Origin of the sequence: Klebsiella sp. RCJ4, from assembly GCF_009025755.1 — a bacterium.
GTDB lineage: Bacteria > Pseudomonadota > Gammaproteobacteria > Enterobacterales > Enterobacteriaceae > Klebsiella > Klebsiella michiganensis.
In genome coordinates this window covers 17,498-44,369 of sequence record NZ_WCIN01000037.1, presented here as the reverse complement: position 1 = coordinate 44,369, position 26,872 = coordinate 17,498, and the positions used below count along the sequence as shown (strand labels likewise).

General features: G+C 40.6%; 28 protein-coding genes and 1 tRNA gene. 14 read left to right on the top strand and 15 right to left on the bottom strand.

Annotated elements, in window-relative coordinates; translation table 11 throughout:
• Positions 1-6: 6 nt before the first annotated feature.
• The 5 genes from F8562_RS13725 to F8562_RS13705 all read right to left on the bottom strand — a co-directional run bounded on the left by F8562_RS13725 (position 7) and on the right by F8562_RS13705 (position 4,697).
• Positions 7-894, bottom strand: a complete 888-nt coding sequence (locus tag F8562_RS13725; protein ID WP_014227686.1) for a carbohydrate ABC transporter permease — start codon at positions 892-894, stop codon at positions 7-9.
• A complete protein-coding gene (locus F8562_RS13720) occupies positions 884-1,756 on the bottom strand; it encodes a carbohydrate ABC transporter permease (protein ID WP_014227687.1) in 873 nt (290 codons plus the stop codon). The genes F8562_RS13725 and F8562_RS13720 overlap by 11 nt, the downstream gene beginning before the upstream one ends.
• Positions 1,757-1,946: 190 nt before the next feature.
• Positions 1,947-2,966, bottom strand: a complete 1,020-nt coding sequence (ahr, locus tag F8562_RS13715; protein ID WP_004128305.1) for an NADPH-dependent aldehyde reductase Ahr — start codon at positions 2,964-2,966, stop codon at positions 1,947-1,949.
• 139 nt (positions 2,967-3,105) lie between these two features.
• Positions 3,106-3,684, bottom strand: a complete 579-nt coding sequence (locus tag F8562_RS13710) for a class I SAM-dependent methyltransferase (protein WP_014837230.1) — start codon at positions 3,682-3,684, stop codon at positions 3,106-3,108.
• Positions 3,684-4,697: an HNH endonuclease domain-containing protein gene (locus F8562_RS13705; protein ID WP_014837231.1), complete on the bottom strand. Its 1,014-nt coding sequence runs from the start codon at positions 4,695-4,697 to the stop codon at positions 3,684-3,686. Before F8562_RS13705 ends, F8562_RS13710 begins: the two co-directional genes overlap by 1 nt.
• Before the next feature lie 307 nt (positions 4,698-5,004).
• On the opposite strand from F8562_RS13705, the gene F8562_RS13700 reads away from it, so the two are divergent.
• The 10 genes from F8562_RS13700 (at position 5,005) to F8562_RS13655 (ending at position 13,749) form a co-directional block, all read left to right on the top strand.
• Positions 5,005-5,089 (top strand) — tRNA-Leu (locus tag F8562_RS13700).
• A 189-nt stretch (positions 5,090-5,278) separates the two neighbouring features.
• Positions 5,279-6,529, top strand: a complete 1,251-nt coding sequence (locus tag F8562_RS13695) for a tyrosine-type recombinase/integrase (protein WP_017465848.1) — start codon at positions 5,279-5,281, stop codon at positions 6,527-6,529.
• A 111-nt stretch (positions 6,530-6,640) separates the two neighbouring features.
• On the top strand, positions 6,641-7,450 hold the full coding sequence (locus tag F8562_RS13690; RefSeq protein ID WP_151891924.1) for a DUF6387 family protein: 810 nt from the start codon (positions 6,641-6,643) through the stop codon (positions 7,448-7,450).
• A 166-nt stretch (positions 7,451-7,616) separates the two neighbouring features.
• A complete protein-coding gene (locus F8562_RS13685) occupies positions 7,617-7,832 on the top strand; it encodes a helix-turn-helix transcriptional regulator (RefSeq protein ID WP_001098294.1) in 216 nt (71 codons plus the stop codon).
• Positions 7,833-7,852: 20 nt separating this feature from the next.
• Positions 7,853-8,167, top strand: a complete 315-nt coding sequence (locus F8562_RS29470; RefSeq protein ID WP_052934709.1) for a hypothetical protein — start codon at positions 7,853-7,855, stop codon at positions 8,165-8,167.
• A gap of 282 nt (positions 8,168-8,449) precedes the next feature.
• Positions 8,450-9,652 (top strand): tyrosine-type recombinase/integrase, encoded by a 1,203-nt coding sequence (locus F8562_RS13675; protein WP_134883262.1) that lies wholly within the window; start codon positions 8,450-8,452, stop codon positions 9,650-9,652.
• Positions 9,645-10,955 (top strand): tyrosine-type recombinase/integrase, encoded by a 1,311-nt coding sequence (locus tag F8562_RS13670; protein ID WP_151891923.1) that lies wholly within the window; start codon positions 9,645-9,647, stop codon positions 10,953-10,955. Before F8562_RS13675 ends, F8562_RS13670 begins: the two co-directional genes overlap by 8 nt.
• The gene (locus F8562_RS13665) at positions 10,952-12,826 is read left to right on the top strand and encodes a DNA-binding protein (protein ID WP_151891922.1); all 1,875 of its coding nucleotides are present in this window, start codon (positions 10,952-10,954) and stop codon (positions 12,824-12,826) included. Before F8562_RS13670 ends, F8562_RS13665 begins: the two co-directional genes overlap by 4 nt.
• A 14-nt stretch (positions 12,827-12,840) precedes the next feature.
• Positions 12,841-13,227, top strand: coding sequence for a hypothetical protein (locus tag F8562_RS13660; RefSeq protein ID WP_151891921.1), 387 nt, complete (start codon positions 12,841-12,843; stop codon positions 13,225-13,227).
• Between the two features lie 96 nt (positions 13,228-13,323).
• A complete protein-coding gene (locus tag F8562_RS13655) occupies positions 13,324-13,749 on the top strand; it encodes a hypothetical protein (protein ID WP_151891920.1) in 426 nt (141 codons plus the stop codon).
• Positions 13,750-13,801: 52 nt separating this feature from the next.
• Here the strand turns inward: F8562_RS13655 and F8562_RS13650 are convergent, their stop codons facing one another.
• From F8562_RS13650 to F8562_RS13625, 6 genes are all read right to left on the bottom strand, one after another.
• The gene (locus F8562_RS13650) at positions 13,802-14,116 is read right to left on the bottom strand and encodes a cell wall-binding protein (protein WP_080201006.1); all 315 of its coding nucleotides are present in this window, start codon (positions 14,114-14,116) and stop codon (positions 13,802-13,804) included.
• An 18-nt stretch (positions 14,117-14,134) separates the two neighbouring features.
• The gene (locus tag F8562_RS13645) at positions 14,135-14,521 is read right to left on the bottom strand and encodes a hypothetical protein (protein ID WP_151891919.1); all 387 of its coding nucleotides are present in this window, start codon (positions 14,519-14,521) and stop codon (positions 14,135-14,137) included.
• Between the two features lie 29 nt (positions 14,522-14,550).
• Positions 14,551-14,829, bottom strand: coding sequence for a hypothetical protein (locus F8562_RS13640; RefSeq protein WP_151891918.1), 279 nt, complete (start codon positions 14,827-14,829; stop codon positions 14,551-14,553).
• Between the two features lie 222 nt (positions 14,830-15,051).
• On the bottom strand, positions 15,052-16,212 hold the full coding sequence (locus F8562_RS13635; RefSeq protein WP_151891917.1) for a relaxase/mobilization nuclease domain-containing protein: 1,161 nt from the start codon (positions 16,210-16,212) through the stop codon (positions 15,052-15,054).
• Positions 16,181-16,618 (bottom strand): hypothetical protein, encoded by a 438-nt coding sequence (locus F8562_RS13630; protein ID WP_151891916.1) that lies wholly within the window; start codon positions 16,616-16,618, stop codon positions 16,181-16,183. The genes F8562_RS13635 and F8562_RS13630 overlap by 32 nt, the downstream gene beginning before the upstream one ends.
• A 212-nt stretch (positions 16,619-16,830) precedes the next feature.
• Positions 16,831-17,376 carry a hypothetical protein gene (locus F8562_RS13625; protein WP_023240645.1) on the bottom strand — a complete coding sequence of 182 codons (546 nt, stop codon included), beginning with the start codon at positions 17,374-17,376 and terminating at the stop codon, positions 16,831-16,833.
• Between the two features lie 109 nt (positions 17,377-17,485).
• Between F8562_RS13625 and F8562_RS13620 the strand changes: the two genes are divergently transcribed.
• The 4 genes from F8562_RS13620 to F8562_RS13605 all read left to right on the top strand — a co-directional run bounded on the left by F8562_RS13620 (position 17,486) and on the right by F8562_RS13605 (position 24,127).
• A complete protein-coding gene (locus F8562_RS13620; RefSeq protein WP_151891915.1) occupies positions 17,486-18,073 on the top strand; it encodes a hypothetical protein in 588 nt (195 codons plus the stop codon).
• Between the two features lie 175 nt (positions 18,074-18,248).
• Positions 18,249-19,409, top strand: a complete 1,161-nt coding sequence (locus F8562_RS13615; RefSeq protein WP_413465657.1) for a DNA cytosine methyltransferase — start codon at positions 18,249-18,251, stop codon at positions 19,407-19,409.
• The gene (locus F8562_RS13610) at positions 19,390-22,380 is read left to right on the top strand and encodes an ATP-binding protein (RefSeq protein WP_151891913.1); all 2,991 of its coding nucleotides are present in this window, start codon (positions 19,390-19,392) and stop codon (positions 22,378-22,380) included. The genes F8562_RS13615 and F8562_RS13610 overlap by 20 nt, the downstream gene beginning before the upstream one ends.
• A gap of 1 nt (position 22,381) precedes the next feature.
• The gene (locus F8562_RS13605) at positions 22,382-24,127 is read left to right on the top strand and encodes a response regulator receiver domain (protein ID WP_117032509.1); all 1,746 of its coding nucleotides are present in this window, start codon (positions 22,382-22,384) and stop codon (positions 24,125-24,127) included.
• 90 nt (positions 24,128-24,217) lie between these two features.
• Here the strand turns inward: F8562_RS13605 and F8562_RS13600 are convergent, their stop codons facing one another.
• From F8562_RS13600 to symE, 4 genes are all read right to left on the bottom strand, one after another.
• A complete protein-coding gene (locus F8562_RS13600) occupies positions 24,218-24,640 on the bottom strand; it encodes a hypothetical protein (RefSeq protein ID WP_023240650.1) in 423 nt (140 codons plus the stop codon).
• 360 nt (positions 24,641-25,000) lie between these two features.
• Entirely contained in the window at positions 25,001-25,744 is a 744-nt protein-coding gene (locus tag F8562_RS13595) for a hypothetical protein (protein ID WP_014837284.1), read from the bottom strand.
• A gap of 165 nt (positions 25,745-25,909) precedes the next feature.
• Positions 25,910-26,344 (bottom strand): VOC family protein, encoded by a 435-nt coding sequence (locus F8562_RS13590; protein ID WP_004098173.1) that lies wholly within the window; start codon positions 26,342-26,344, stop codon positions 25,910-25,912.
• Between the two features lie 158 nt (positions 26,345-26,502).
• Positions 26,503-26,826: an endoribonuclease SymE gene (gene symE, locus F8562_RS13585; RefSeq protein ID WP_014837285.1), complete on the bottom strand. Its 324-nt coding sequence runs from the start codon at positions 26,824-26,826 to the stop codon at positions 26,503-26,505.
• Positions 26,827-26,872 lie beyond the last annotated feature (46 nt).

Below are 26,872 nucleotides of genomic sequence, written 5' to 3'. Positions count from 1 at the left end.
AGCTCCTTATTTGATCCCGGAGAAGCCGAAGCTTCGCAGGAACTGTTTCTGGAAGAGGATGAACGCCAGCATCAGCGGCAGGCAGACCATCAGCGTGCCGGCGCCGATGATGCCCCACTGACCGCCGGATTCTGCGCCCATGGCGAACGAGACCAGCCCCACGGTCAGCACCTGTTTGTCCGGGTCGTTCAGCATCATCAGCGGCCACAGATACTCGTTCCAGTGGTAGGTAATGCTGACGGTGGCGAAGGCCAGCACCGACGGCCAGGACATCGGCAGCAGCACGCGGAACAGCACCTGCCACCAGCGACAGCCCTCCATCAGCGCCGCCTCTTCCAGCTCTTTGGGGATGGCCAGAAACGCCTGACGCATCAGGAACACGCCGAACGCCGAGGTGAAGTAGGGCATCATTACCCCGGTGAGGGTGTTGAGCAGGCCGAAGGTTTTCAGGGTCAGCATGTTCGGCACCATCATCACCACCGGCATGATCATCAGCTGGACGAGGAACATCAGGAACAGCGTCTTTTTGCCGCGGAACTCGTGGCAGGCGAAGACGTAGCCGGCGGTGGTGATGGTCAACAGCTGCACGAAGAAGGTGCCGAAGGTGAAGATAAGGGTGTTGGCGTAGAGGCTCAGCCAGTCGGCGCTGGCCCAGGCATCGCGGAAGTTATCCAGCGTCAGCGGCATACGGGGCAGCAGCGAGGCCATATCCTCGCCGAAGGTCGTGGCGCTGAACGAGGTCGCCAGCATCCATAAAAACGGGCTCATCCACAGCAGCGCCAGGCAGCACATTAATACCGTGAGCGTAAAGGGCTGCGAGCGGCGCAGGCGCAGCCAGAGTGGGCGCGATACGCTGTGCGATCGCAGCGCCAGCGGCGAGATTTCAGCGCTCATAGTGCGCTCCTTTCTCCAGCAGTTTGAGGTTAATCAGCGAGAAGGCAAACAGCCCGGCCAGCGTCAGGAAGGTGGCGGCGGAAGCTTTACCTAAATCATGGGTGTCCCAGGCGAGGTTCTGGATGTAGTAGAGCAGCACGGTAGTGGCGTTATCCGGCCCGCCGCGGGTCATCACCGCCACGTGGTCGATCTGGGTGATGGAGTAGATCAGCGCCGTGGTTATCACGAAGCTCAGGGTCGGGCGCAGCAGCGGCAGCGTGACCTTAAAGAACACCTGCGTGCGGGTGGCGCCTTCCACGATCGCCGCTTCGCGCGTGGAGGCCGGAATGCTTTGCAGCCCGGCGAGGAAAAACAGCATGTAGTAACCGGCGAACTTCCACACGCCAATCAGCGCCAGCGCCAGCAGCGCGCTATTGCTGCGCCCCAGCCAGTTGTTGTTCATCGGGCCAAACAGCTTCGCCAGATAGTGGTCGAGCAGGCCAAGGCCGGGCATAAAGATAAACAGCCACAGCGCGGCGGCGCTGACCATCGGGATAATCATCGGGAAGAAGAAGGCGGTGCGCAGCCAGCGGTTGACGCGGTGATTCTCGGTCAGGGCGACCGCCAGCAGCAGGGCGAGCGTCACGCCCGGTACCACCGTCAGCAGGATATAAAGCAGGTTATTCACCAGCGACTGCCAGAAGACGCTGTCGGCGAACAGACGACTGAAGTTCTCCAGCCCGACATACTGGCCGCCGTCGCTGACCATGCGGGTATCGAACAGGCTGTCATAAATCGATCGCCCGAGGGGAAACCAGGTAAACAGCAATAAAAACAGCAGGGAAGGCGACAGTATCAGCCAGGGGAGCCAGGTTTTTCTCATGGTGGCGGACGTCTCATTCAGGCGTTTGTAGAAGCCCGGATTGTGAGAAGGATTGACTGCAAACGTATGGCGGGGAGATGACGGTTTAATGACCAGGGAAACAAGCGCCGGGCAGACGGGCCGCCCGGCATCACCCCGGTCAGTGGCGTTCAGGCCGCGCGGCTGCGGCCTGAAGCATGACGAGGGTTGATCAGAAGTCGGCTTTTAGCACCACGCGGTAGCGGGCCTTGCCCTCGCGAACGTGCTTCAGCGCCTCGTTGATCTGCGACATCGGGAACAGCTCGGTGGTCGGCGCGACTTTGCTGCGTCCGGCAAATTTCATCAGCTTGCGCAGCTCGGCCGGGTTGCCGGTGGCCGAACCGGAGATGCTGCGGTCGCCGCCAATCAGGGTAAAAGCGGGGACCGGGAACGGCTTCATTACCGCGCCGACGGTGTGGAAGTTGCCGCCGTACGCCAGCGCTTCAAAGTACGGCTGCCAGTCGAGGTCGACGGCGACGGTGTTGATAATCAGGTCGAACTGGCCAGCCAGCGCCTTTAAGGCTTCGGGATCGCGGCTGTTCACCACGCGATCGGCGCCCATTGCCAGCACTTCCTGCTCTTTCGCCGGATTGGAGCTAAAGGCGGTGACTTCCGCGCCCATCGCGTGCAGCAGCTTGATGGCGATATGGCCGAGGCCGCCAATGCCGATGACGCCGACGCGGCTGTTCGCCGTGACGTGATGCATCAGCAGCGGCTTGAAGACGGTAATGCCGCCGCAGAGCATCGGCCCGGCGGATTCGAGATCGACGTTTTCCGGCAGCGGGATCACCCATTGCCAGTCGGCGCGCAGCTTATCGGCGAAGCCGCCGCGGTTGATGATGGTGGGCACCGAGCCTTCCAGACAGTTCACGTGGTTGCCGCTGATACAGGCGTCGCAGTGGCCGCAGCTGCGCGCCGTCCAGCCAATGCCGACCTTCTGGCCAACCTTCAGCCCTTTATCCTGCGCCGCGCTGCCCAGGGCCGCCACCCGGCCAATCACCTCGTGACCGGCCACCAGCGGATAGCTCGACATGCCCCATTCGTTGTCGATCATCGACAGGTCGGAGTGGCAGATCCCGCAGTACTCCACCTGCACTTCGACATCTTCCGGCTTAAGGTCGCCGGCATCGTACTCCCACAGCGACAGATCGGCGCCCGCTTCTTTGGCGGCGTAACTTTTAATAGTGCTCATGACAGTTTCCTTGGGTTTGGCGTAGTTAAGAAGGAAGTGTAGAGCATGGGGCGAGGGGACGCCTGGCAGAAGGAGGGGGGATGGGGGGTTAAGCTTGTGCAAGCCGGCTTCTCCGCGAGAGAGAAGCCATCGCGATAGTTCAGCTTTTGAGTAACAGCGCGTTGAGCCAGATTTCGCTCCGCTCCGGGCGCTTATCCACCGTCTGCCACATGTTGGCAAGACGGATATCCGCCAGCGGTTCGACCAGCGCCGTCAGCCCTGCTTCGTGGAGATCGGTAAACCGCCGCCCCTCTTTTTCTCGCTCGCCTGAACCGTATTTAAATGAGACGTACCAGACGCCGCCGGGTTTGAGGGCCATAGCCAGTTTGTGCATCACTCCCGGCAGCTCCGCGGCGGGAACGTGCAGCAGCGAAGCGCAGCACCAGATGCCGTCATACCGCGCGCTTTCGCTGATACTTTGAAAGGTCGCCTGACGCACGGCCAGCCCGCTGTGTTGCGCAGCCCGCTCGACCATTGCCGGTGAGGCGTCAAACGCCTCGACCCGGTAGCCCATATCGGCAAAGGCTTTTGCATCGCGTCCGGAGCCGCATCCCGCATCGAGGATCAGCCCGTTCGGTTCAATTGCCCCGATAAAAGGCGCGTACAGAGAGGTCATATCGACAGCGACGGTTGAAGCCACAAAGCTGTCAGCGTTCTGCTGGTAGTAGTTGATTGTCATCAGAATATATCCGTTCCGGCGGCCTGAGGTTCCCATTCATGAAGGAGCGTAATGCGCGCAGTGTTCCAGATTTTGGCGAGGAAGTCATCGCGTCGGGCGGTCGTGTTGCCGGTCTGGCGGATTAAGGTTTCACGCAAGGGAAGGTGGCTGGTAATAAAATATTCGTTTCTGTCGCGCAGGCGGCGCAGCAGTTTTGCCGACGGTACCCGCATAAACTTGCCTTTCTCACCACGGTTGCAGCTCTTGCAGGCGAGAACGAGGTTCCAGACGCCGTTGATATTCGCCACCTCGCCGCGCGCCGCCCACGGGATAAAGTGGTCAACGTCGGCCAGGTTCTCATCTCCGCTTTCGAGACTAATCGGCGCATAGCAGTAAAAGCAGCGGCCTTTTTGGTAGCCGTTCAGGCTGTCGCGACAGCTGGAGATGGCAACTCGTCGGGTATTCAGGGTGCTGAAGAGCTGCTGTTCGGCGGCATCATATTCCACGGCGATCAGGCTGCTGGCGATGTTCATCGCCCACGCCTGCTCCACCAGACGCCAGCGGGCGTCCGTTTCGTGGATCAGGTTCTGGTACTGCTGGCGCTCCGTCAGAGAATAAAAGTCGTCGGTCAGACGGATACCCTGATGCGTTTTACGCTCGTCGATAAAAAAGCGCCTGGCGATTTCGCCCTGATTCACGTTATGAAATTTATCCAGCACCACGCTAAAGCCGAGCTTAACCGTTGCCGCGATGAGCTGATCCTGGGTTATCTCCTGGCGATTGAAGCGGCTACAGGCGCTGAGAAACTGGCTTTTTGGCGACGTGATCTGTTTGGGGGCGTGCTCAAGATGGCGACACAGATGCTGGCTGAACGGCACCGCCAGCTCCTCGAGGCGTATCAGATCGCTACCGTCGCGGCGGATATCGTACAGCGCATGCGCCAGCGCAAACTTATAGGAGGCGACGTTTTTGCCAAAAAGAATAATGCCGCGCCAGTAGTTCTCCAGCGTCGGTTCGATCTGATAGAAGCGCATTGCGGAAATCCTGTTTTGGGAAAGTACCGGCGTTATTACGCGTACTAATAACAGGATCTGATAACAAATTGCCGAAAATGTAAACCGAATTGAGCCGTTTGCAGGATTTTGCGAGCAGGCTCGGAGAAAGAGGAAACCGCGAGTGGGAAAGGTGAGAACGAGGGGTTTATATCTGGAACGTATTGAATGTTGGCCGAAATGCAGCTTGCGCTGTTTTTTTCAACACTTAGCGTGGCGATCGCACTCTGCCGCTTGCGCAGCAGCCAGTGACAGGTATAATCCAGAACGTTTTCCGTATCCTTTCCGTGCCGGAGTGGCGAAATCGGTAGACGCAGTTGATTCAAAATCAACCGTAGAAATACGTGCCGGTTCGAGTCCGGCCTTCGGCACCATACAAAGCTTTTTTCAAGTCTACTAACGTCTACTTTAGTCCATAAAAACAGTAAGTTAAGCAGGTTTCTGGCTTTTCTTAGTCTGTCCACGTCTACTCAATTCCTTGAACATATACCAACTGATGATGGTATAACTGATGGTATTCCCGGTTCGATTGATTTTGGTACCAACACTGGAGGTATCAACTGATGGCTCTCACCGATATCAAAGTTAGGACTACCAAGCCCTCCGACAAACCCTTCAAACTCACCGATGGGCAGGGTATGCACCTGCTGATCAATCCCAATGGTTCAAAATACTGGCGACTCCAATACCGTTTCGATGGCAAACAGAAAATTTTAGCATTGGGTGTTTATCCAATGGTCTCTCTTGGTGAAGCTCGCAGGAAACGAGATGAGGCCAAAAAGTTGGTATCTGATGGTATCGACCCTTCCGAGAAGAAAAAAGCCGACAAGATCGAGCAAAGCGAAGCCCTGACATTCGAGGCTGTCGCAAGGGATTGGCATACTGCCTGTAAAAGGAAATGGTCTGACTCCCACAGCGAGAGAGTTCTAAAAAGCATGGAAGATGGTCTCTTTACTGCTATTGGTAAAAGAAAAATATCCGAGCTTAATACCAGAGATCTTCTTGCCCCTATCAAGGCTGTTGAAGCTTCCGGGCGATTGGAAGTTGCTTCCCGACTACAGCAAAGAACAACGGCAGTAATGAGATATGCTGTCCAGAACGGGCTGATAGATTACAACCCTGCCCAGGAGATGGCAGGAGCTATTGCGGTAGCTAAAAGAGTCCACAGGCCAGCTTTGCCATTCGAACGATTCTCAGAACTTTTAGAACGAATTGATAGTTTCAAGGGTAGAAAACTCACGAAGTTAGCCGTAAAGCTGACATTGCTCATTTTCATTCGTTCCAGTGAACTCAGATTCGCAAGATGGTCGGAAATCGATTTCGAGAATGCAATGTGGACTATTCCCGCTGAACGAGAACCACTACCCGGAGTGAAACATTCGCACCGTGGTTCGAAAATGCGAACTCCACACCTTGTTCCTTTGAGTTGTCAGGCATTGGCTGTGTTGATGGAAATTAAAGAGATCAGCGGTGATCATGAACTTGTTTTCATTGGCGACCATGATTTCAGAAAGCCTATGAGTGAAAATACGGTAAACAAGGCTTTGAGGTCTATGGGCTATGACACAACCGTGGAGGTCTGTGGACATGGATTCAGAGCTATGGCTTGTAGTGCCTTGATTGAATCCGGCTTGTGGTCGAAAGATGCTGTTGAACGGCAAATGAGCCATCAGGAGCGGAACTCAGTTCGTGCTGCCTACATACATAAAGCAGAGCACCTTGATGAGAGAAAGCTTATGTTGCAGTGGTGGGCCGATTACCTTGACCTCCTTAGAATACGACAAGTTTCACCATTTGATTTTAAAAAGACTTAACTATGAATAAGTAGTTAATTAATCGCTCTCCCTTATCAACCTTGTTAAGGGAGAATTAATTTAAATAAGCAGTATTAACTCATTCAAGCTTTGAATACAGTGGAGGGATTAATGAAAGTAGTAAGCCCTTATGAAGAATTAAAAAGCTGGTTTAGTCTCGAAAACTATGAGCAGTTAAAATCACTTACAATCAAAGAACTGCATACTGAGCTTGCATTTAGAGAAGCGATTTTCGACAGTGTAAATTTTGGATGGGAAGATGATAATCAAAATTTAAGGTCTATCCTGGAAGGCAATCCTATTTTAAGCAGACGAGATAATAATCATGGTCATTTTGGCAAGGGGCAAAGGCATGTTGCGCAGGTTAGCTTTGGTGATATAAAAAAATTAGAGAACAAGTTAATAATGTTTAGCATGGATTTTTTTGAAGAAAATGGTGATTTCAAAAAAGATTTGAAAAAGAAACCAATAACAAAAACTATGAGAGACTTTTTTCTAAACCAAAATAGTAGCAAGATGTATGTTTCCTTTGATTTAGGCTTATCCAGCGATGAAGAAATTATAACAGCCTTACAAACGATGCTACCAGATCTTAGGAAAGAATATGAAATTGAGCCAGTCAAAACAGAAAAAATTGGACTTGCAAAAATAAGAAAACTTGTCGATTACAATATTATCCCAATGATGGATCTATTGATTTGGGCAAAATTTAAAAAAGTAAAAATCTCAAATATGGTCTTGTCTCGTGTCTTGTATCCCGACTTTACAAGTGAGATCAGAGGAGAAGATCACATTAAAGATACAGACAGGCCTGTTGCAGAGAAGTCATTGAGTGGAGAAACAACCCGTAGTCTGGAACATTTTATCAGCAAAAACAGCCATCTCCTCAACATACCGATTTCGGAACTAGGCTCTTTCTAGTTGTAAATCATCATGTTAATTGTCAAGGGGAGGGCATAAATATTTTTCTTCCCTGGAATTTCCTTTCATTCTTCCCTCATCTAACTTTTCAGTTATCAGCATTCCCTTCATAGATACAAATCTGTGTGGCTAATATCTTCGTAACGGAAGCGGAGGAGGTAGCCAAATGAATACAACCGATACAACCAATCAAAGCTTAATTCGTTTACCAGAAGTCTTGAAACGAACTGGTTTCGGCAAAGCCTGGGTCTATCGTCTGATCAAAGATGGTAAGTTTCCTGCCCCTGTCAAAATTGGAACTCGTGCAGTAGCTTTCGTCGAAAGTGAGATTGATGCCTGGATTCAGTCTGTTATCGAAACAAGTCGAAATAATGTTGCTTAATTGAACTTAGGAGAGATTTTATGGATATCGAAGAATTTGTGAGTGAAGAAAACCATATGTGTAATTTAGGCGAAGATCTTTTTTACAAGATCTTCGAGTTGGGGTCAATCTATGATTTACCTGATAATGAATTTAACAGAAAGATTATTTACTGGTTAAGCCAGTATTTAGTAGGGAATCTGAGAGAACCGCTAGATGCGATCTCTGAGCTTAATATGTTCAATCAGTTTTACGTTTATGAGACATGGTTCTCGCTAATTAAATGTCCTATTGAGATGAAAAGTCTTTCAAAGCGAATAATCCAATACCACATTGGACTGAGAACTCTTTTGTAAAAATGTAAAGTTTGACTCCATATTTTAACTTAAAACCTTACAAAATTGCTTACATTATTTTGGATGCCGTTTATTAGCAAGGCAGTGAGATAGTTTTCGAAGTATTAGGTGTACATAATATTAACTAGATCTACCAGATGATAATTTGACAGGAATATTCGTCTATCTCACTGTTTTAATTTAAATAAATGATTCTAACTATTCAAATAAATTTGTAAATCTACAAAATGCTTATTATTAATATATTGGAATTATACTTTTTGTAAGGTTTAGGAGGTAAATATGAGCAGTATTTGTGTAGATTCGTTTATGTTGGAAAATGGTGAGAGGTATTGCCATGTTGTAAATAAAAAAACTGGTGAACCATTGTATTATCCAAATTTGTATATAACAACACAAGTCAGAAATCGGTCAGAGTCTATATCAACAATGAAAGTTATAGCCGGTAGCATTTCATTGTTATATCGATTCTTTATGAGGAAAGAGATCAATATTGATGAAAGAATTCAGAAAAGGATATTTCTGGCTCCTCATGAAATTGATGATTTGATTGAGTTTACTTCATTCAATTTTAAAAGTGGTGTAGATAGTGATTTTTGCGTTTCAAATGTCAAAAAACCAACTAAGTATTTTCGGATTACAACAATAGCTAACTATCTGGAATGGCTATGTAAAATACTTCTTTCTCATACATGTCAGAAAGATACAATCAAAGAGATACTTGTTTTCATTAACAACATAAAAAGAAAGAAACCAAGAAACAATGACAAATATGTTATGGATATCGAAAAGAGCTTAGACAAAGCTCAACTGGATTCTTTGTTTAGCATTCTTTCGCCAGGAAGTAACTTGAATCCGTTTACGGAAATAGTACAAAAAAGAAATAACCTAATTTTCCTATTATTACATTGCTTTGGCATGAGAGCGGGTGAACTTTTGAATCTGCGAATTGGTGACATAGATTTTGCAGAATCAACAATAGCAATAAGGAGGAGAGCAAATGATAAAACAGATTCACGAGTTTATCAGCCATTAGTGAAGACTTGTGAGAGGAAGTTAATTGCTGATGCGAACCTTATATGTGAAATTTCAGATTATATCTTGAATGATCGCAGGAAAGTCAAAAATGCTAATAAGCATGACTTTCTTTTTATTACCTATAAAGAAGGGAAGACTCAAGGGCAACCGCTGTCATTTTCTTCATACCATAAGATAGTGAGTGTTGTTCGTCAATCATCCTCGCTTCTAAGTGGATTAACAGGCCATAAATTACGACACACATGGAATTATGAGTTCTCGAAAACAATAGATAAGGCTAAGGACATATCCGACGAAAAAGAGCAACAAATCCGTTCTTATCTAATGGGATGGCGACCTGGTTCAGATACTTCAATAATTTATAATCGCAGGCATATTTTTGAGCTATCGAAAAAAACTGCACTTGAACAACAAGAGCAACTATTCAAAGGAGGATTTGATGAATAATTTGATTAAATATAACTCTGATAAAATGTCTTTGCATGAACATAAAATCGTCAGTTCGATTGAAAACAATGGAATCAACATTAGAGAATTGATATGTTTCATGAATGAAAAATTGGTTTGTGGATTTGTATATACAGTACAATATTATTTTAATAGCAACAGCTATTTGTATGTAAAAAGTATTGTTAGAAATATGGAGAGTCTTATCCGTAAACTATCTCCTACTCATATTGATGATAGGATTCTAATTGAATATCAAAATAAGCAATCATCAAAAGCCCCAGCATCATTTCGTGTTTTACGACCATTTTTGATTAAATGGTTTGAGTTTGGATATCCTGGAATAGATGAAAGTGCAGTAGAACTGTTAAAGCATTTGGACCTAAAAATAAAAAAAGCTGGTCAATCTGTGTTACAAGATGATCCAACAAAGGGCCCACTAACTAAAGAGGAACATACTTCCTTGATCAGGGCTATGAATCATGCATATAGAATAGGCGTACTGTCACTGTCAGATTATGCAATATCGCTATTAATGAGTCTGACAGGTAGAAGACCTCAGCAGTTAGTTATGTTGAAATATAAAGACCTTCTTCAAAAGAACTTAGATAATGATAAAGTAGAATATTTAATTTTAGTACCACGAGTTAAACAACGGGGTAAACAACTACAATATCGAAAACTGCCAATAATCTCAGAGGTTGCATCAATTGTACAACTTCAAGCTAATCATTCCGTGAGGCTTGTTGAGCAAACCCTTGGCAAAACCCTTGATGATCATGACAAAGGCAAGGTTCCAGTTTTTTTGAACGAGGAAAAACTGCTTGATTTAGCCATAATAGATTTTAACTTCCTGGAGTCTAATAAAATATATGCAAAACCAACAATTGCTAATACAGCATTGAAGAACATTATTAATACTGGGAACTTATTTTCAAATCGTACAGGATCTCTACTCAATGCTACTCCTCGCAGGCTTCGCTATACGATAGCAACCATGCTGGCTAGAGAGGGACATAATGCCAATACTATAGCTGAATTGTTGGATCATTCTTCTACTTCAAGTACGGGCATTTATATTAAAAATCTTGCTGGGAGTGTTGAAAGAATTGATTCCGCTGTTTCAGAACAATTGTCATTTGTCGCTGATATTTTTATGAATGGAATAAAGTCTAAAGAGAAAAAAGATTTCAAATTTTGCTCTTCGAGAAAATGCGAAAATCAGAATTTAAATGCAAGTTTCCCTTGTAATAAATGTGCTTTCTTTATGCCAGTTGATATTGATGAGGAAAATGCCCAATGAACAATATCATTTTATTTAAGTCTAAAAAACAACTTACGGCAGAAAACAATTATAATGAATTCATAAAATTTTGTCGCTATCAACTATCTGGGCTAACCCAAACTCAGGATTGGGAACAATATGTTTGGAAAGGGTATGTAACCTTTAGAAAGATAGGGGTTGGACATAAAGTATTTAACTCCAAAGATGCAATGCATGAAGATTTTCTCGATTTTGCAAAAGCATATATTAGGTGTCAGCACTCATTGAAACCCTTGAAAAATTATGGGGCCATAATGATGGCTTTGAGATGTCTCGAACAGGCTCTTTTGCAGGTTCTGAGCAATGCTCTCATTTATAATGTTACAGCCGTTGTTTTTGATGAGGCAATGCAAATCGGAAGTAAATATTTTGAAGGTAATGTTCTCGCTCAATGTGGGATACAGCTTGAAAAATTATCAAAATTTCTATGTGAACATAACCTTGTGAAATCAGGATACATATCCTGGAAAAACCATGTGAAGCAGAAGGTCAAAAACAACTATCTTCCTGAGATGGAGGACTATCACAGAAACGATAAGTTACCAGATGAAACGGCATTACTTGCTATTGCTGATATTTTTTCTAAAAATGATGAGCTACTGAGTCCAAGGGATAAATTCACCAGTGCAGTATTTGCACTTCTGCTTTGTTGTCCGAGCAGAATTTCTGAGATTTTAGCCTTACCTGCTGATTGTGAGATTACACAAAAAGATGAGAGGGGGGTCGAAAGATATGGTCTGAGATTCTATTCGGTTAAGGGGTATGGCCCTAATATCAAGTGGATTCCACAGGTTATGATACCAGTTGCGAAGAAAGCGATTAGGAGACTGCTTTCCTTATCACAAAATGCAAGGGAATTAGCTCAATGGTGCGAAAAATACCCTGATAAATTTTACCGACATGAACTTTGCCCAAAAGTTGATGAAAAATTAAAGTTGACTGTTGTACAGGTTTGTCATGCACTTGGCTACCCTTTACATGATCGTAAATCATGCGTTCTAAAAATTAAAAGAACGAGTTTGGATGGTGGGAAAAGTTTCTTAAACTCCAATGATTATAACTATTCATTGAGTGAGCTATGGGAAATGATTAGCTCTGGTTTTAGCAGAGACTTTCCTTGGTATGATGAAGAAAAATCTATAAGATTTAGTAATGCATTATGTTTATTGAATCCTCGCCAATTTTCTTTATCCCAAATGAGTGATATCTATTCATTTTACAAACCTACTAAAGGATTCTTTTTTAATGATATACAAAATAAAATTCGTCACGAGTCTGGATTTAAAAATATTTTCGCCCGATACGGATATTATGATATTGAAGGTAAGCCGTTACTTATCCGGTCACACCAACCACGGCACCTTTTAAATACAATTGCCCATTATGGTGAAATGTCTGAACTGGATATAGCTAAATGGTCTGGTCGTGTCAATGTGAATCAGAACAGAGTTTATAATCACGTGTCAGAAGAAGATATGTTAGATAAAATCAAAACTATTAAATTGAGCATGGGAAATTATTGTCAAAGGAAGTCAATATCCACAAATGAATTGACAGTTGATTTTGATAACCTGAATCAAGGAGCAATTCACTTAACAGAATTTGGCTACTGTGTGCATAACTATTTAGTTCGTCCTTGTACTAAAATCAATGAATTTATAGAATATGATAATGAAACACTGGACATGAAATCAGTAGATAGAATTAGACTGGAATCAATCCGAGAAAAATTAATGCAATTGATAAATATAACTCAGATCGCTTTTGAAAATGGTGACTATGGGGCTGATAAATGGTTGCAGCACCACGAAAAAAACTTGGAAAGAATTAATAAACTTTTGAATAATTGAAACAGGAGATGCATATGGCAAAACATTTAAACAGGAGTGAAATAAAGGCAATTACACACATTATATTGACTTGGGACGGCAAAATCACATGGAGTGATTTATGTGAATCAGTTTATAAGAATTTAAACAGAACTATCACAAGGCAATCTTTAAGTGCTCATAATGAAGTTGTTGAAGCATTTAGATCAAAGAAAAATTTGGCTAATTTGAAAAAATCAGGTCTTAAAAAACCAGCTAATTTAACGATTGCGGCACAACAAATATTAAATCTAAAAGCCGAAAATGAAATGTTAAAAAAACAGAACAATAGATACAAAGAGCAATTTAGTTATTGGCAGTATAATGCTTATAGACATGGTCTCACTATGGAACAATTGAATAGACCATTTAATAAAAAATAATGGTTGATAGGTTACACCTATTGACAAGTTAAATAAATACGATAAATATAAATATATGGTCAGGAAGACTATTTCAATTATGCAAGGATGCATTTTATGGACAAAAACATCATCAATTCAGAGTTTACTCTGGAAGAGCAACTTATCATTATTGTCGATAAGTATATCTCAAAAAGATACCATCCAGGAGATAAAAGTTTCTCATATCAACTTTACCTAATTTTTGTGGGCTATCATTTAAAGTATTTCTATCCTAAAAGAATTTATTCCAAATCGGATCGCAATATAGACAATGTGATGACCATGTTCAGTTCGGTATACAAAAGTCTGACAAGCAATCTACTACAACGATTAAATAACAAAGAAGGGGTTCTTAGGGAGCTAAATTCTCTCGTTAACTATATTGATAACAATCAAGAAAAAGCCGGAGAAATCTATGCTACTGTCAGAGCACAATATGAAATGAAAGTAATCGAGAAAGAGTTAACCCATGAAGTTCGCGTAAGAGCCGTCAGGTTATAGGCAATAAAAAGCCCCTATGCGGGGGCTAAAAGAGACTTCTTGATATAGGCTACTACTGAACTTCTTTCCAGTTACCATCAGCTTTCACAAGCTTTACAGGCTTTGTCTGTTTCATGTTGCTAATAGAGGCATCGACAATGCAATTATAAACATTGTTTGCTTCTTCTGTGCAGCTAACTTTCTTCACATAATCGATTCTTAAAAGATCTTTTTCGGGAATACTTGAGTTCAGAGCTTTCATACTTGCATTTGATCTATCTACAACATTTTTGAAAGCATTGTATATATCGTCTTGCGATGGTTCACTGTTACATGCAGTTAGAAGACATGTAGTAAGGATAACTGTAAGGATTGAGTATATTTTCATTTTATTATCCAGAAATAATTAATTAAGAATGCCAGTTTTGGTGTTGTTGTTGTCAGAGGAGAAAGCCCATCTACTTACGGTCTCTCCCTTGAAGTCGATTTCAAGCGTTTTAGACTGAGTCTGAGAACCGCCAGTTAGCAATCCGACAACAGGGATAAAAGTCGAGGCATTGAACTGATTGTTATACATGAAATATCTCCACTGCTCATTTCCGTCATCGAGTGTGGTTCTTGTATCAGGCTCACCTAATTTAGTGAGTAATTCCGTCTTAGTTGTTTTGTTTTTAATTATTTTTGATTGTAGACTTTGAGCAGTTTCATTTTTAATCTTTTGGTTCCCTGATGTTGAGCAACCGGTAATTAAGCATATTGCAATAAAAAAGGATGTAACAATAATTTTATTCATTTAATGATCCTTATTATATTTGACCAGGGTTAGCTTTTATGTGTGAAAACGGCTCTGTGTGCAAATTTCTTACGTAAATAAAATCTTAAAAAAATTGCTGAGGCAAAATAGATAACGACAGTTAATATAAAACTTTGACTGATAGCGAATATGAAGAAAGCAATCGCTAACAGCACAATTCCTATTAGTAAAGCTAACCAGGCTGAAACGGCTCCATATTTGATGGTTGAATGACAACCGGTGCAGACACGGACACCAAACGGACTCTCCTGAAAGCAGAACGGGCACTTAATTGTTTCGTTTTTCATAGCAACCCCAGGGTGGAAGATTTACTGCGTGTTTGTAGGGATTCTCGATGGCTGACTGGCTAAAGTAAAATCACTTGTACCGATCGATGATCGTTGCTTGATAGTTAATTTCTATCATAATTGAGTTATCGATCTGTAATAACGATCAATATTTTCTTGACTAAACAAAAATGCTTTACTACGGATGGGGTGCGGTTACGATAAGAATTTGCAATTGACTGTCTATAAACGAATTTTTCTCGCCTTGTTTAAAGGTTGCATTGCGTAGATATTTGAGAAGGTCGTGTGGGTTTTGTGAAGAATGCTCTTACCATAGCTTCTGAGAAGCTCAATGAACCTTCTGATAAATGGAATCCAGCCGATGAGCCTGAGATGCTTTTGCCTTTTGACGGCATTTTTTTGAAGAATCTTTTCTACGATTTCATTCCGTTTGTCTTCTCTGAGCCGTAGTTCCAGTTCGACAATTTTTTCACTTATGCTTTCCCTTGGAATATCCGTTGTTGCAACATCTTTTGCAGGAGCAGGAGCAGGAGCAGGAGCAGGAGCAGGAGCAGGGGGTTCTTCTGGTGGTATGCCCGTTAGAAGAGCTTCTAGATGATCTGGGTTGTAGTTGAGCCTGTTACTAAGATTTGCCCAACTGTAGCTTTTACCCAATTGCGAAGCTTTGAAAGCTATTCCTGAGAATTCGAAAGAGAAGCCGTTCATTTTACCGGTAGAGGCAATATTGGCCTTCCAGGATACTTCTGCTTCTTCCAGCCTCTTGATAAAAGTTAAAAGGTCAGGCTTATCAGCCAAACTTTTATCAATGATCTGTTGAAGGAATTTCTTGGGACAGGGAACACCAGTCCGTTCTGATAGCTTCTGTTCGTTTCGAGAGATTCTCTTCCGCTTCGGTTGTGTATTTGAGAGGGATGGTGCTGTCTTGGTCACTGTCAGACCATGAGCGATTTCGAGTTCACTAATGATCCGTGTGCTTATAAGGTTTTCGTTCCTACCCAAGTAGAGCTTCCTACCGGCTATGTCGATTCTGCTGGCGATAATGTGTATGTGCTGGCCTTCGTCGTCATGTAAGACATAGCAACGGAGGTGAGTATCACTGAACCCCATCCTCTTCATGTAGTCATCTGCTATGTTTACCCATTGGTCATTTGATAATGTTTCTCCGTCAGGCAATCGTAGCGAGTTGTGCCAAACTGGTTTCTGAACATCGGGCCGAAGCGGTTTAGTGCCATCAAATTCAGTGATCAGTTTAGAGGCTGAATCACCTAACATGTTCCCGCCAATGACGACTGGATCGCTTTTATGATGTGCTCCCGGCTTCAATGCATATTGAACAACACCTGCGAAGCTTTTACCCCTCTTGATCTTCCGCATACCCTTCACGAGGGATACTCCAAAAATCTGTTCTTAACAAGTTGTGACGAAGCTCTTCAAGTTGTCGCTTCACAGCGAAAAGCTCTGTATGAGTAAGCTGGCTATCTTTGCTCTTACCATCGATATGGATCGCAATTCGATTTAACTTTTGCGATATATCAGTTAAAGCTTTCCAGGCTTTGGTATTAATCGTTGGTATAACAGGAGGCAACTTTTGAAGGGAAGCCATACGAAGCCACTCTCCCTTTTTATAAGAGCCTCGCTTAATATTCAGGAGTTGCAGTTCTTCAACATTCAAACGGACACTGACACAATAGCTTCTTACTGCTTCTGAAGGTATTTTATTTTTATTAAAACTACCACGGCGGGAAATTTTGGAAAGATCTATATCATCTGTATAATTTATCTTATGCATATAAACTCCATTTTATATGATATTAATTGGTAAGCATAATCCATATGCTTTATATATCACTTATATAATGAATAAGTTTTTTGTCAATCTATAGGCTTGATTGTTTTGATTTTCTTTTATTGTCTGACTGAAAGGAAGCAAGAAAAGCAAGAGCTTTATAGAACGGTGCAACCGCTTCTATAAATTAGCTCTTGCTTGTAAGATTAATGCCTTTAAAAAGATAATTTTCTTTTTGAGGTTGTGGTGGTACTTAATTCACTTGAATCCAATATTCTTTTAAGTTCAATGTTCCCATCCCTTACTTTATCATAAATGTTAAAGGAGTCTTGCTTGATATCTATCATAACCTCCTTTTGGCTTGAATTGTATTTTTTTAATTCTTTTTCTATATTTGTTGAAATTTCATCGGGATGTGGAGTGATGAAACTCACTTTAAAAAGGTTGATATCATTAATTATATTGGTGGAATAATCAAAACTAATGTCTATATCAACTTGGAATTTTAATAAATCACTTTCATCTATTATCACTTCTTTTTCTTCATTCTTTAACTTGCTTTTATATTCTTTTAAAGCTTGTGAATAGTTGAAGAAGAATTTGGTTTTATCTATTTGTCCACGATCTTGGAGTAAATAAATCGCTATGTAATCATTAGGGCAACCGCAATTATTGGATATTATATCCAGAATGAATGGGTTGAGTGGAATTAAAACTAGTGGGTAACAAATTTTTATTAGTTGATAATTGTGAGAACTCATATCACTTCCTTTAAGTTAAGGTGCAATGATCTGATATCATAGATGTTGCGCTGTAATTTGACAACAGGAAATTATTACGTATATATATATTCTAACTAAGGAGGTATTTGTGATTCCGAGCGAAGTAAATTTTCATAAGAATAAAAGGACCGTACTTTATAAAATTTTTATAACAGATAAAAATTTCGTCTATATTAATGGGATAAATGAATGTGGTTATAGCTATGAATTTATTAAGAACAGCGAATTAAAACTTTATGATAACTATTCTCTTCAAGATATAGTTACTCAAAAAAAAGATATGGGCATAAAAGAACTATATATAGAAATTAATGAATATGGGATCAAGGAATTTATCAAGCTTGAAATAGAAAGCAAAATTAAAAATGAGGATGAATTAAATATCACTATCTTTTCTAAAAAAATAATTTCAAAAATTAATGAAAAGGAAACAGAGGTTAAGATTGATGAGTTATTTGAGTTTTTAAAGGTTAACAATATCCTACAGGCATTTCAAATAATTCAATATATTAAATTAAAAAAGATTCTAAATGATTTTGATGTATACAAGTTGTATGTCTTATACTCTGGATTTTTAAAAGTAAGCTCCCCCAGATTTGTAGAGCATAATGTGTTCTATCTTGAAAGATTAGTACTGGGATTGATAAGTTTGGAAAAAATTAATCTTATTCTTTAATCTATCAAATGCAGGTTAACTTTAACTATCTCGATATACGAGACATTATCCTTTCGCCTTCAAATACGCACTCATTCACTTGATGTTATCTATGGATTGTGATAATGGAAGGTATACGGTAAAATCACCTATAGGAACACATTCGTTTAAAAGAGTGAAGGATAAATTGAACAAAATCAAGGCCATAGATCTTTTTTCAGGTGCGGGAGGCTTTTCGTTAGCCGCTCTGGATCTGGGTATTGAAATTTTAGCAGCAATAGAACTTGATAAAGATGCTTGTGATACATACAGAAAAAATTTAATTCAAAAAAGAGAAAATAGCATAAAATTACTAAACAAAGATATTATGACTATTTCACCTGATGAGTTAATGGATAGCTTACAACTGAAAGAAAAAGAGTTGGATCTAATCATTGGTGGGCCACCTTGCCAAGGTTTTTCATCTCATAGGATAAAAAATGCTGGTGTTAATGATCCAAGAAACGAATTACTTATTCGCTACTATGATTTTGTAAAAATTTTTCAGCCTAAGATGTTTCTTGTTGAAAATGTGCCAGGTTTGCTTTGGGAAAAACATAAAGACTATTTAAACAACTTTAAAAGGCTTGCCGCTAATAGTGGATATAATATCTTGGGTCCATTAAAGTTGAATGCAAAAGATTATGGAGTTCCTCAAAACAGAAACCGGGTATTTATCTTAGGTCTCAGAGATGATATTTCTATCAGCGATGGTGATTGGCCACCTTCCCCAACTCATTTCAAAGATAAAAAACCTTATTGGGTTAATGCTTCTGAAATCTTTGAAAAACCTACACCTTCTATTATTGAAAAAATTACTGCTGTTTTAGGGCAAGATGTCGTACAGAAATTAAAATTTAAAAATACGCTTAAAGAAAATAAAAGTGATCCAAATAATATTCATATGAATCATGCTGATTATATGATTGAAAGATTTTGTTTGACACCAATTAATGGCAGTCGGGAAGATGTTGATTTTAGATTGCCTTGTCATTCGAATGGCTATGTTGGTCATAAAGATGTATATGGTCGGATAAGGCTATCATTACCTGGCCCAACAATAACGACTGGTTGTTTTAATCCTTCAAAGGGCCGTTTCCTACATCCGTGGGACAACCATGGAATTACTGTAAGGCAGGCGGCTAGATTTCAAACATTCCCCGATGATTACATTTTTTCTGGAGGGATCATTAGCCAAGGGAAACAGGTGGGAAATGCTGTTCCTGTAAATCTGGGGAAAATTCTTCTGAAATCTTGTGTTGAAATAATAATCAATAACTCTCATAGGGATGATAAAAATGCAGATGAGATCTCTTAGCTTTAAAGCGAGAGCAAGGACAATTGAACATCTCGGTAAGGGGCAGATTGCAGATTGCCCAACTGCTGTAAGCGAGCTTTGGAAAAATGCATATGATGCTTATGCAAGAGATGTGGCATTATACACAATAGATGGCGATTATCCTTGCGGAGCCCTTATAGATAATGGTTGCGGAATGTCCTTGCAACAAATTATTGATAATTGGCTTGTTGTTGGTACCGAATCTAAAACGAGAAAGAACACCTTAGAAGAAAATGAGCGGTTCGGATTAGGTATCCGAAAAACTCAAGGAGAAAAAGGAATTGGGCGATTATCTGCTGCTTTTCTATCTCCCGTAACTTTTCTTGTTACTAAGAAAATGGATAATAATTATGTTGCCTTACTAATTGATTGGAGGCTTTTCGAAAACCCGTATCTCTCATTTGACGATGTCACTGTTCCATTCAGAGAGTTTGAAAAAATAGATTCTCTCTCTGATGTTTTATCTGGTTTGCTCATTGAACTTAAGAAGAATGTATCCTTTCCCAGCAAAGATGAAGATGAAGATGAAGATGAATCTCGTCATTTTAATCATCTTCTCGCAAAAGCAGCTTGGGAAAAATTCTCAGAAGACGAGAAAGCTTTAAATGAAAAAAGTGACTTTACTACTACTCAAGATAAAATAATTAATTTTTGTGATCAATTTAAAATTGATCCTAATGTCTTTGTTCCTTGGGAAGAAATCTTAATCAAAGTTGAAAAGATAGACGGTGATAAACATGGTACCGCTCTCTTTTTATTGGAGCTTGGACGAGATTTGTCATTATTAACCAATGCAGGGGATTTAGCTAAGGATAATGCAGAGTTATCTGATGTTGAACAAAGCTTGGTTGACACTTTAAGGGCATTTGTAAATCCTTATATTTTAGAGGATCTATCATTCTCTTATGAGATATATACAGTTAAGGCCAATGGTTACCATCGTCAAATATTAAAGCAATCGGATGTATTTAGTAAAAGCGATTTTGATGCTTTAGAGCACACTGTTGTAGGCTATGTTGATGAGAAAGGTTGGTTTAGAGGCCGCGTAAAAGCTTTTGGTGAGGATAAGGGCGAAGTAGTTATTCCTGCCAGCATAAGTGTTAATTCTGATTCTGGAGTTGGACCATTTGAAATTCAAATTGGGACATTAGAATTTCTGCCGCAAAATACCTCGCACACCGAGCGAGAGCATACACATTTTGACCTCAAAGCAAAAAAATATGCTGGGCTTATGGTGTTTCGGGATAATTTAAGAGTGTTGCCATATGGACGAGTAGATAATGATTTCTTCCAGATCGAGGAAAGACGTTCATGGAATGCTGGGCGGTACTATTGGTCTAACCGAAGAATTTTCGGATTTATCAGTATCACACAATCAAATAATAAAGAACTAAAGGATAAATCTGGAAGGGAAGGATTCATTAGAAACCAAGCTGCCAGAGAATTGAAAACATTAGTTTCAGATCTATTAACATCATTAGCTGATAGATATTTTGGAGGAAAGTCCGAAGATCGTAAAGAACTTCTTGAACAAGTTAAACGTGAAAAGGAATTAAGAAAATCAGCACAGCAACAAGCTCGTAAATCTACACAAAAGAGTTTCTCTGAGGCACTAAAAACGCAAACTCCCGTTTTAGATGCTTCGCTTGAAGCTGTAAAAAAATTGAAGAATAAATTAGATAGTAATCAAAACAAGCATGATTATAATTATATAAAAGAAATAGATGCTGACCTTGCTAATTTAGAATCATTGAGAACAGAAATAAAAACTCCAACTAAGCCACCTAAAATTGGTGTATATGAGGAGAGATATAGAAATTATCGTGATAAATACAATGAATTCTCTGCGTATATATTAGAGATGAAATTAATAGTTAATAAGTTAGATTCTGAATTAAATAAGTTAGAACCTTCGTTAGTGGGTAAAAATCATCTTGATAAAAATCAAGGGATCATAAACGCCAGATTAACAAAATTTAGTAATAACATTGATGAAAAAACAAATGCTCTCTTAAAGAAATGGGGGGAAGAAATTAAAAGTGATAGAGCTATATATTACTCTAAAGCTATATCAATAGTTGATTCAATTAACAATAATACTGAGATCGAGAATGTTTTAAATTTACTCGATAGTATCTATATTGAAACAATTGACTCACTAACATTCAAATATCAATCAATAAATAAAGGATTGGAAAGGTTATTTGAAGGAGTAAATTTAGACTCTGCTTTTTCGCTTTCAGAAGAAGAGAGAGAGTATTTTGAGGATAAAGCTAAGAGTCTAAATGCTCTGGCTCAGTTAGGTATCAGTGTCGAAATACTCTCACACGAGCTTGAAGAAATGGACTCTATGGTTACACGAGGACTGAATTCTTTGCCTTCAACCGCGAAGGAACATCCCGGTTTCACATTAGCACTGAACGCACATAGATCATTAACACAACAAATCAGATTTTTATCACCTTTGAAAATATCTGGATATCAGTCAAGGCAAAAAATTACCGGGAAAAATATAATGGATTATATCCTGAAATTTTTTGGTGACCGTTTTGAAAGACAGCGTATTACTATTGAATTCGGTGATGATTTCAAGAACATATCTATCAATGATATACCTTCACGAATATATCCGGTTTTCACTAATATCATAAATAATGCAATGTATTGGGTAAGTTTGTCCAATGATCGTCTTATCAAAATAGATTTCGTTAATTCTTTGGTTATAATAGCAAATACGGGGCCTGCGATAGATCCAGATGATATTCCTCGTTTATTTGAATTATTTTATAGCAAAAGAGCTAATGGTCATGGTGTTGGGCTATATTTATGCAGGGAGAATTTAGCTGTAGCACACCACAAGATTTGGTACTCTGACCCAAATGTTGAAGATGACTATTTAATTAAAGATGGTGCTAATTTCGTAATTAAGTTCAATGGAGTGGAGTCATAACATGGCTATAACAACTTATAATTCCCTTGTGCAGAAAACTTTTTGTGATAATGCTATTCGTTCGGTCGTAATGATAGATGACGATTTTATTACTTATTCTGACTCTATTAAAGCACTTAACAGTGAGATGAAACTAGACCCAGCAAAAATTGATTCCTCAAAGCGTGCTGCTACTCTCGAAGAATATTTTCAAGCCAAGAATATGATCTGTGATATTGATAACGGTTCGGTAAACTTTGATGTTGACCGCATCCGTAAGTCAGATTTGGTTATAATGGACTATCATTTAGATAACAGTGCACCAGATAAAACTATTACAATTTTAAAAGAATTAAAAAATTCAGATCATTTGAATATGATTGTTATTTATACGAGAGAGGAGCTCAAAACTGTTTGGATGCAAATTGCTTCTTCTCTAAGAGGGATCGAAAATTGTAATGATAAAATACTTGAAACAGAAAATGATGAATTAATTGAATACTGGCAGAGTGTTATTTTACCTGATTTGATCCACAAAGGAGAAAGGGCATTAACGAGGGATGAAACTGTACTATATATCCAAAATGACTGCCTATGTAAGCGTATTAAGAAAGCAATCCGAGATGATGGAAGCCTTACAGAGCAAAATGATATTAATTTCATTGCTAAGATGATTTCTGAATATGCAGTCGCTGAAAATGCCGTCATTCCAGATTATGTGACAAAAAGTATGGTTGTAGGGGATACTGCCGGTATTAAATGGATTCAAAGTGGTAATATATTTATCAGTGTGTTCCATAAGGATAAAGATGATCATGAAAGTGATGGTGAGAGAATTTGGCAAACACTAAATGAATCATTAATTGAATGGAACCCATCTTACTATCAAATTATCAAGTCAGAGATTCAAAATACTATTGAAGCCGAAGCACTTTCTTTCAATAACCATTTAGCTAATGATGGTTATGGTCAAGCTGGATGGTTGAATCAAATATTAAATTCTGCTTCTGATGAAATTAAAAGGAAAAACATTGAATTTGTTTTTAGTAATTTATCTGAAGAACTCTATGAAAGATTGAAGGGAAATAAATCTTTAGTAGGCTTCATTAATGATGTTTTTGAAACATATACAACTGATTTTAAAAGTAGTGGAGAAGCGAAATCATTAGAGTATTGTTCAAAACAAATGAATTTACCTGCAAATGCAAGCTCATTTAATGAGATGTATCATGCTTTGAACATGAATCTGTCTTCTAAAAATTTTGAAGAAGGACATATTTCGACAGGTACAATTTTCTTCGATACTGAATCTGAAAAATGGTATTTATGTGTTTCTGCTGCCTGCGATCTTGTGCCTACTCAGGGTAATGATCCACATCATAAAAGATTAAGTCCTCATCGTTTAATTAAGGTGTTAGAACTTTTCAATGCTAACCAGAATAAAGCATTACCTAATGCAGAACAATCCAAGTATATTTATGTAATTCATAAGAATACCAGAAAGTATTTATCTATATTTGAAGGCGATAAAACTTTACCAGTAGTTGATTATATGGTTGTTTTAAATCACGGCCATACCGTTCCGGGGGAAGAGAAAAATATACTTTCAGCGGTATTCTTGAGTAGCATGGATGACAACGTACAAAATGTACCAGTTAAACTGAAATTAAAGTCCCAGCTTCGAAGTGGTTATGCTGAACGATACCAAGCTATTGCGTCGCAATACAGTTCTAGAATTGGTGTAGATTATGTATCTATGATGCCTTAAAACATGAAAAGCCGATATGATATAGGAGTATAATCATATCGGCTTTTTATAGTACCAAGTTATATTTAATACTCTTCCGAAACTTAATTATTATCTTTGCTTTAATCTCCTAAGTTTCATTGACTCAAGCGAAAATAACAATAAAGTTGTGCTATAAATGAATCCTGAATTAGTTAGCAACTTGAGATTTAAGGCATCTGGTTGCTCACTTAAAAAATGAAATGCATAAACCAAATAAACTGCTAATGTTGCCGTTCCAATCGTAGGGCCGATATCGCCCTGATCATGAGGTTCCAATGTGACATTGAACTTAAATATGAGCCATTCATATCCCCCTGTTAAAAAGACTACCATTATCATTGCAGATAAAAGATATAGTATGTTTTCTATGTTAGGACTTTTTAATGCTGACTCTTTTTGTAAAAATTCACATACTGATAAACCAAAGAAAATAAAATAAAGCGGTCTTGAACTAAATTTTTCAAAAATCTTAAATAATGTATCCAAGTTCATTTCTCCAAGCAATATATTTGTTGTTTTATATTACCATAACTCAAGAATCCTTATAAGCTGTATATAAATTATCCTATTTTTTAATCGGATGAAAAAATAAATATACGAGTTATTTTGGTGTTCTTTAAAAAATTCTTGCTAAAAATACATGAATTAAATTACATTCATAATGTTCGTCATGATTTTTTATAGTGTTCGATTATCACCAATCGGGACTGATGGTATCAATGATGGTATCTAACCCACTATGTTAAGTTTTAATCTCTTAAGATCATAAGGATAGTTGCGATGTTCGAGTCCGGCCTTCGCACCAAATCCCCCAATCAGTCCACTAAAATACTTTTTTGTATCTGCATTTCATCATTTGAAAACCTCCTGTTGAGGCGTCTGTTCTTCTGGCTCCGACATGGCCAGCACAGCACCCTCCCCACTTTCCACCCGCGCTTCATCCTCACACCACCTTTCAAACAGCCTGGCGAATCTGGCGCTTTGCCAGGTTTCTCCAACCTGGCTCAAGATAAAGCCAGTGACCACAATAGCGGAAATAAAGTAAAACAGTGAAAATGCGATAACCGAATTTACGCCCCCGCTGGCCAGTAACGATTGTATTGTTGTCCACCAGGCGCAGGCAAAAATGACGATTGAAATTAGCCAGAAACCTCCACTAACGATGTGAAATTTTTTTATTTTTTCAGCATCTACAGAAAAATGATTTTCTTCACAACGATAAAAGGATGGATTTTTAAGGAAACTCATTAATCGTACATCATATGAGCCGATATTTTTATCAGCGATAAACGCGATCAGCTGATGGGCGTGCCAGACAGGAAGAGTTATCCCGATCTGCTCATATAAAAATTTCATTTGTACCGTCTGATGCGTCCTCGAGAGTTTAGTGTCGGGTATTTCAGCGTTCGCTATCTCAGCGATTTTATTCAGCACCTCTATTTTCGTTTCAATAGGTACCTTTTCGAAGCGGATTTTTCGCTTTGCTGGCGGGCTGGACATCACTTTTCCCGCCCAGTCGATGATCTTTTTAGCCACATATAAAATCGCGGGTAGCAAAACCAGCTTTGCAATATCTATCTCGTTAATAGCTCCCATCGTTATTCCTTTATAAAATGAATACGCAATAAATTTACAACACTGAATTTATTTTATGTAGCCCTCATTATTATGAGGGCTTCGATATGACTAATTCCTGGGCTGGCTCCTGGTCTGACTTAATGCCAACCGCCCAATACGACCCCTGCCCGGAGGCCGTTATACTTAAAGACTGAAGCCAATCTCCACCGATGCCGCGCTGCGTTCCCCCTCGCCATGGTAAACCGCTTCGATGTTGTTACCATCGGGATCGAGTACAAAGGCCGCGTAGTATCCCGGGTGATAAGTTCGCTCACCGGGTGCGCCGTTATCACTGCCGCCGTGTGCCAGCGCTGCCTGGTAAAAAGCATCCACCGTCTCACGATCCCTGGCCTGGAAAGCCAGATGATGGCGTCCTGTCGGCTTACCTGCGGAACCGGGGCTATTAATGGATGAAACAACAAGCTCATCAGCCCAAAAATAATCGTCGTAGGTATTCACGACAGGGATCTCAAGGACCGCCAGCACGGCTGTATAAAACGCTTTGCTGGCCTCGAAATCATTTACCACAAGCTGGATATGGTCGATAAGCCTGCCGCGATGTAATCGGTAAGTCTCCATGATGGTTTCCTCATTCAGTCGTATTAACAGGTATTTATCCGTTATCTAAAAGGAACGTTGTACGGATTTGATGGATGAGTACAGGCCCGGGATGACGATGAATCTCAGTCAATAGAGCATGACATTAAAATCCTGTCTGTCACCGCAATCCTGACCCCTCAACCCCGTCCCCCAATCACCCCGATAAACTCTCTGACCTGCTTCTGCTTCCTGGCCGACAGCTTCTCCACCCTGCGCATCGCGGCTTCTAGCTCCGGTTCCGGCTCAACCGCCGTCAGCACAATACAGCCCTCCATCACCCGCACCTCCACCCGGGTGCCGGTCGAAAACCCTGCCGCCGCCAGCCACTGGCCCTTCATGATCATCGCCGGAACAAGACGACGATCTGGCAAACGTCTCACATAACTCACCGTCAACTGACGCTTATTTTTCGGCGACACTTCTGGATCAAACGAATCTACAATACAATCATCATTAGTCATGGTTGCTATTCTCGCGAAATAGTAATTGTGATCAGCGGTGCGGGTG

Bases quoted from the DNA above. Each gene is read 5' to 3' on its own strand.
- F8562_RS13725 (WP_014227686.1), bottom strand. From the start codon at position 894: ATGAGCGCTGAAATCTCGCCGCTGGCGCTGCGATCGCACAGCGTATCG.
- F8562_RS13720 (WP_014227687.1), bottom strand. From the start codon at position 1,756: ATGAGAAAAACCTGGCTCCCCTGGCTGATACTGTCGCCTTCCCTGCTG.
- ahr (WP_004128305.1), bottom strand. From the start codon at position 2,966: ATGAGCACTATTAAAAGTTACGCCGCCAAAGAAGCGGGCGCCGATCTG.
- F8562_RS13710 (WP_014837230.1), bottom strand. From the start codon at position 3,684: ATGACAATCAACTACTACCAGCAGAACGCTGACAGCTTTGTGGCTTCA.
- F8562_RS13705 (WP_014837231.1), bottom strand. From the start codon at position 4,697: ATGCGCTTCTATCAGATCGAACCGACGCTGGAGAACTACTGGCGCGGC.
- F8562_RS13695 (WP_017465848.1), top strand. From the start codon at position 5,279: ATGGCTCTCACCGATATCAAAGTTAGGACTACCAAGCCCTCCGACAAA.
- F8562_RS13690 (WP_151891924.1), top strand. From the start codon at position 6,641: ATGAAAGTAGTAAGCCCTTATGAAGAATTAAAAAGCTGGTTTAGTCTC.
- F8562_RS13685 (WP_001098294.1), top strand. From the start codon at position 7,617: ATGAATACAACCGATACAACCAATCAAAGCTTAATTCGTTTACCAGAA.
- F8562_RS29470 (WP_052934709.1), top strand. From the start codon at position 7,853: ATGGATATCGAAGAATTTGTGAGTGAAGAAAACCATATGTGTAATTTA.
- F8562_RS13675 (WP_134883262.1), top strand. From the start codon at position 8,450: ATGAGCAGTATTTGTGTAGATTCGTTTATGTTGGAAAATGGTGAGAGG.
- F8562_RS13670 (WP_151891923.1), top strand. From the start codon at position 9,645: ATGAATAATTTGATTAAATATAACTCTGATAAAATGTCTTTGCATGAA.
- F8562_RS13665 (WP_151891922.1), top strand. From the start codon at position 10,952: ATGAACAATATCATTTTATTTAAGTCTAAAAAACAACTTACGGCAGAA.
- F8562_RS13660 (WP_151891921.1), top strand. From the start codon at position 12,841: ATGGCAAAACATTTAAACAGGAGTGAAATAAAGGCAATTACACACATT.
- F8562_RS13655 (WP_151891920.1), top strand. From the start codon at position 13,324: ATGGACAAAAACATCATCAATTCAGAGTTTACTCTGGAAGAGCAACTT.
- F8562_RS13650 (WP_080201006.1), bottom strand. From the start codon at position 14,116: ATGAAAATATACTCAATCCTTACAGTTATCCTTACTACATGTCTTCTA.
- F8562_RS13645 (WP_151891919.1), bottom strand. From the start codon at position 14,521: ATGAATAAAATTATTGTTACATCCTTTTTTATTGCAATATGCTTAATT.
- F8562_RS13640 (WP_151891918.1), bottom strand. From the start codon at position 14,829: ATGAAAAACGAAACAATTAAGTGCCCGTTCTGCTTTCAGGAGAGTCCG.
- F8562_RS13630 (WP_151891916.1), bottom strand. From the start codon at position 16,618: ATGCATAAGATAAATTATACAGATGATATAGATCTTTCCAAAATTTCC.
- F8562_RS13625 (WP_023240645.1), bottom strand. From the start codon at position 17,376: ATGAGTTCTCACAATTATCAACTAATAAAAATTTGTTACCCACTAGTT.
- F8562_RS13610 (WP_151891913.1), top strand. From the start codon at position 19,390: ATGCAGATGAGATCTCTTAGCTTTAAAGCGAGAGCAAGGACAATTGAA.
- F8562_RS13605 (WP_117032509.1), top strand. From the start codon at position 22,382: ATGGCTATAACAACTTATAATTCCCTTGTGCAGAAAACTTTTTGTGAT.
- F8562_RS13600 (WP_023240650.1), bottom strand. From the start codon at position 24,640: ATGAACTTGGATACATTATTTAAGATTTTTGAAAAATTTAGTTCAAGA.
- F8562_RS13595 (WP_014837284.1), bottom strand. From the start codon at position 25,744: ATGGGAGCTATTAACGAGATAGATATTGCAAAGCTGGTTTTGCTACCC.
- F8562_RS13590 (WP_004098173.1), bottom strand. From the start codon at position 26,344: ATGGAGACTTACCGATTACATCGCGGCAGGCTTATCGACCATATCCAG.
- symE (WP_014837285.1), bottom strand. From the start codon at position 26,826: ATGACTAATGATGATTGTATTGTAGATTCGTTTGATCCAGAAGTGTCG.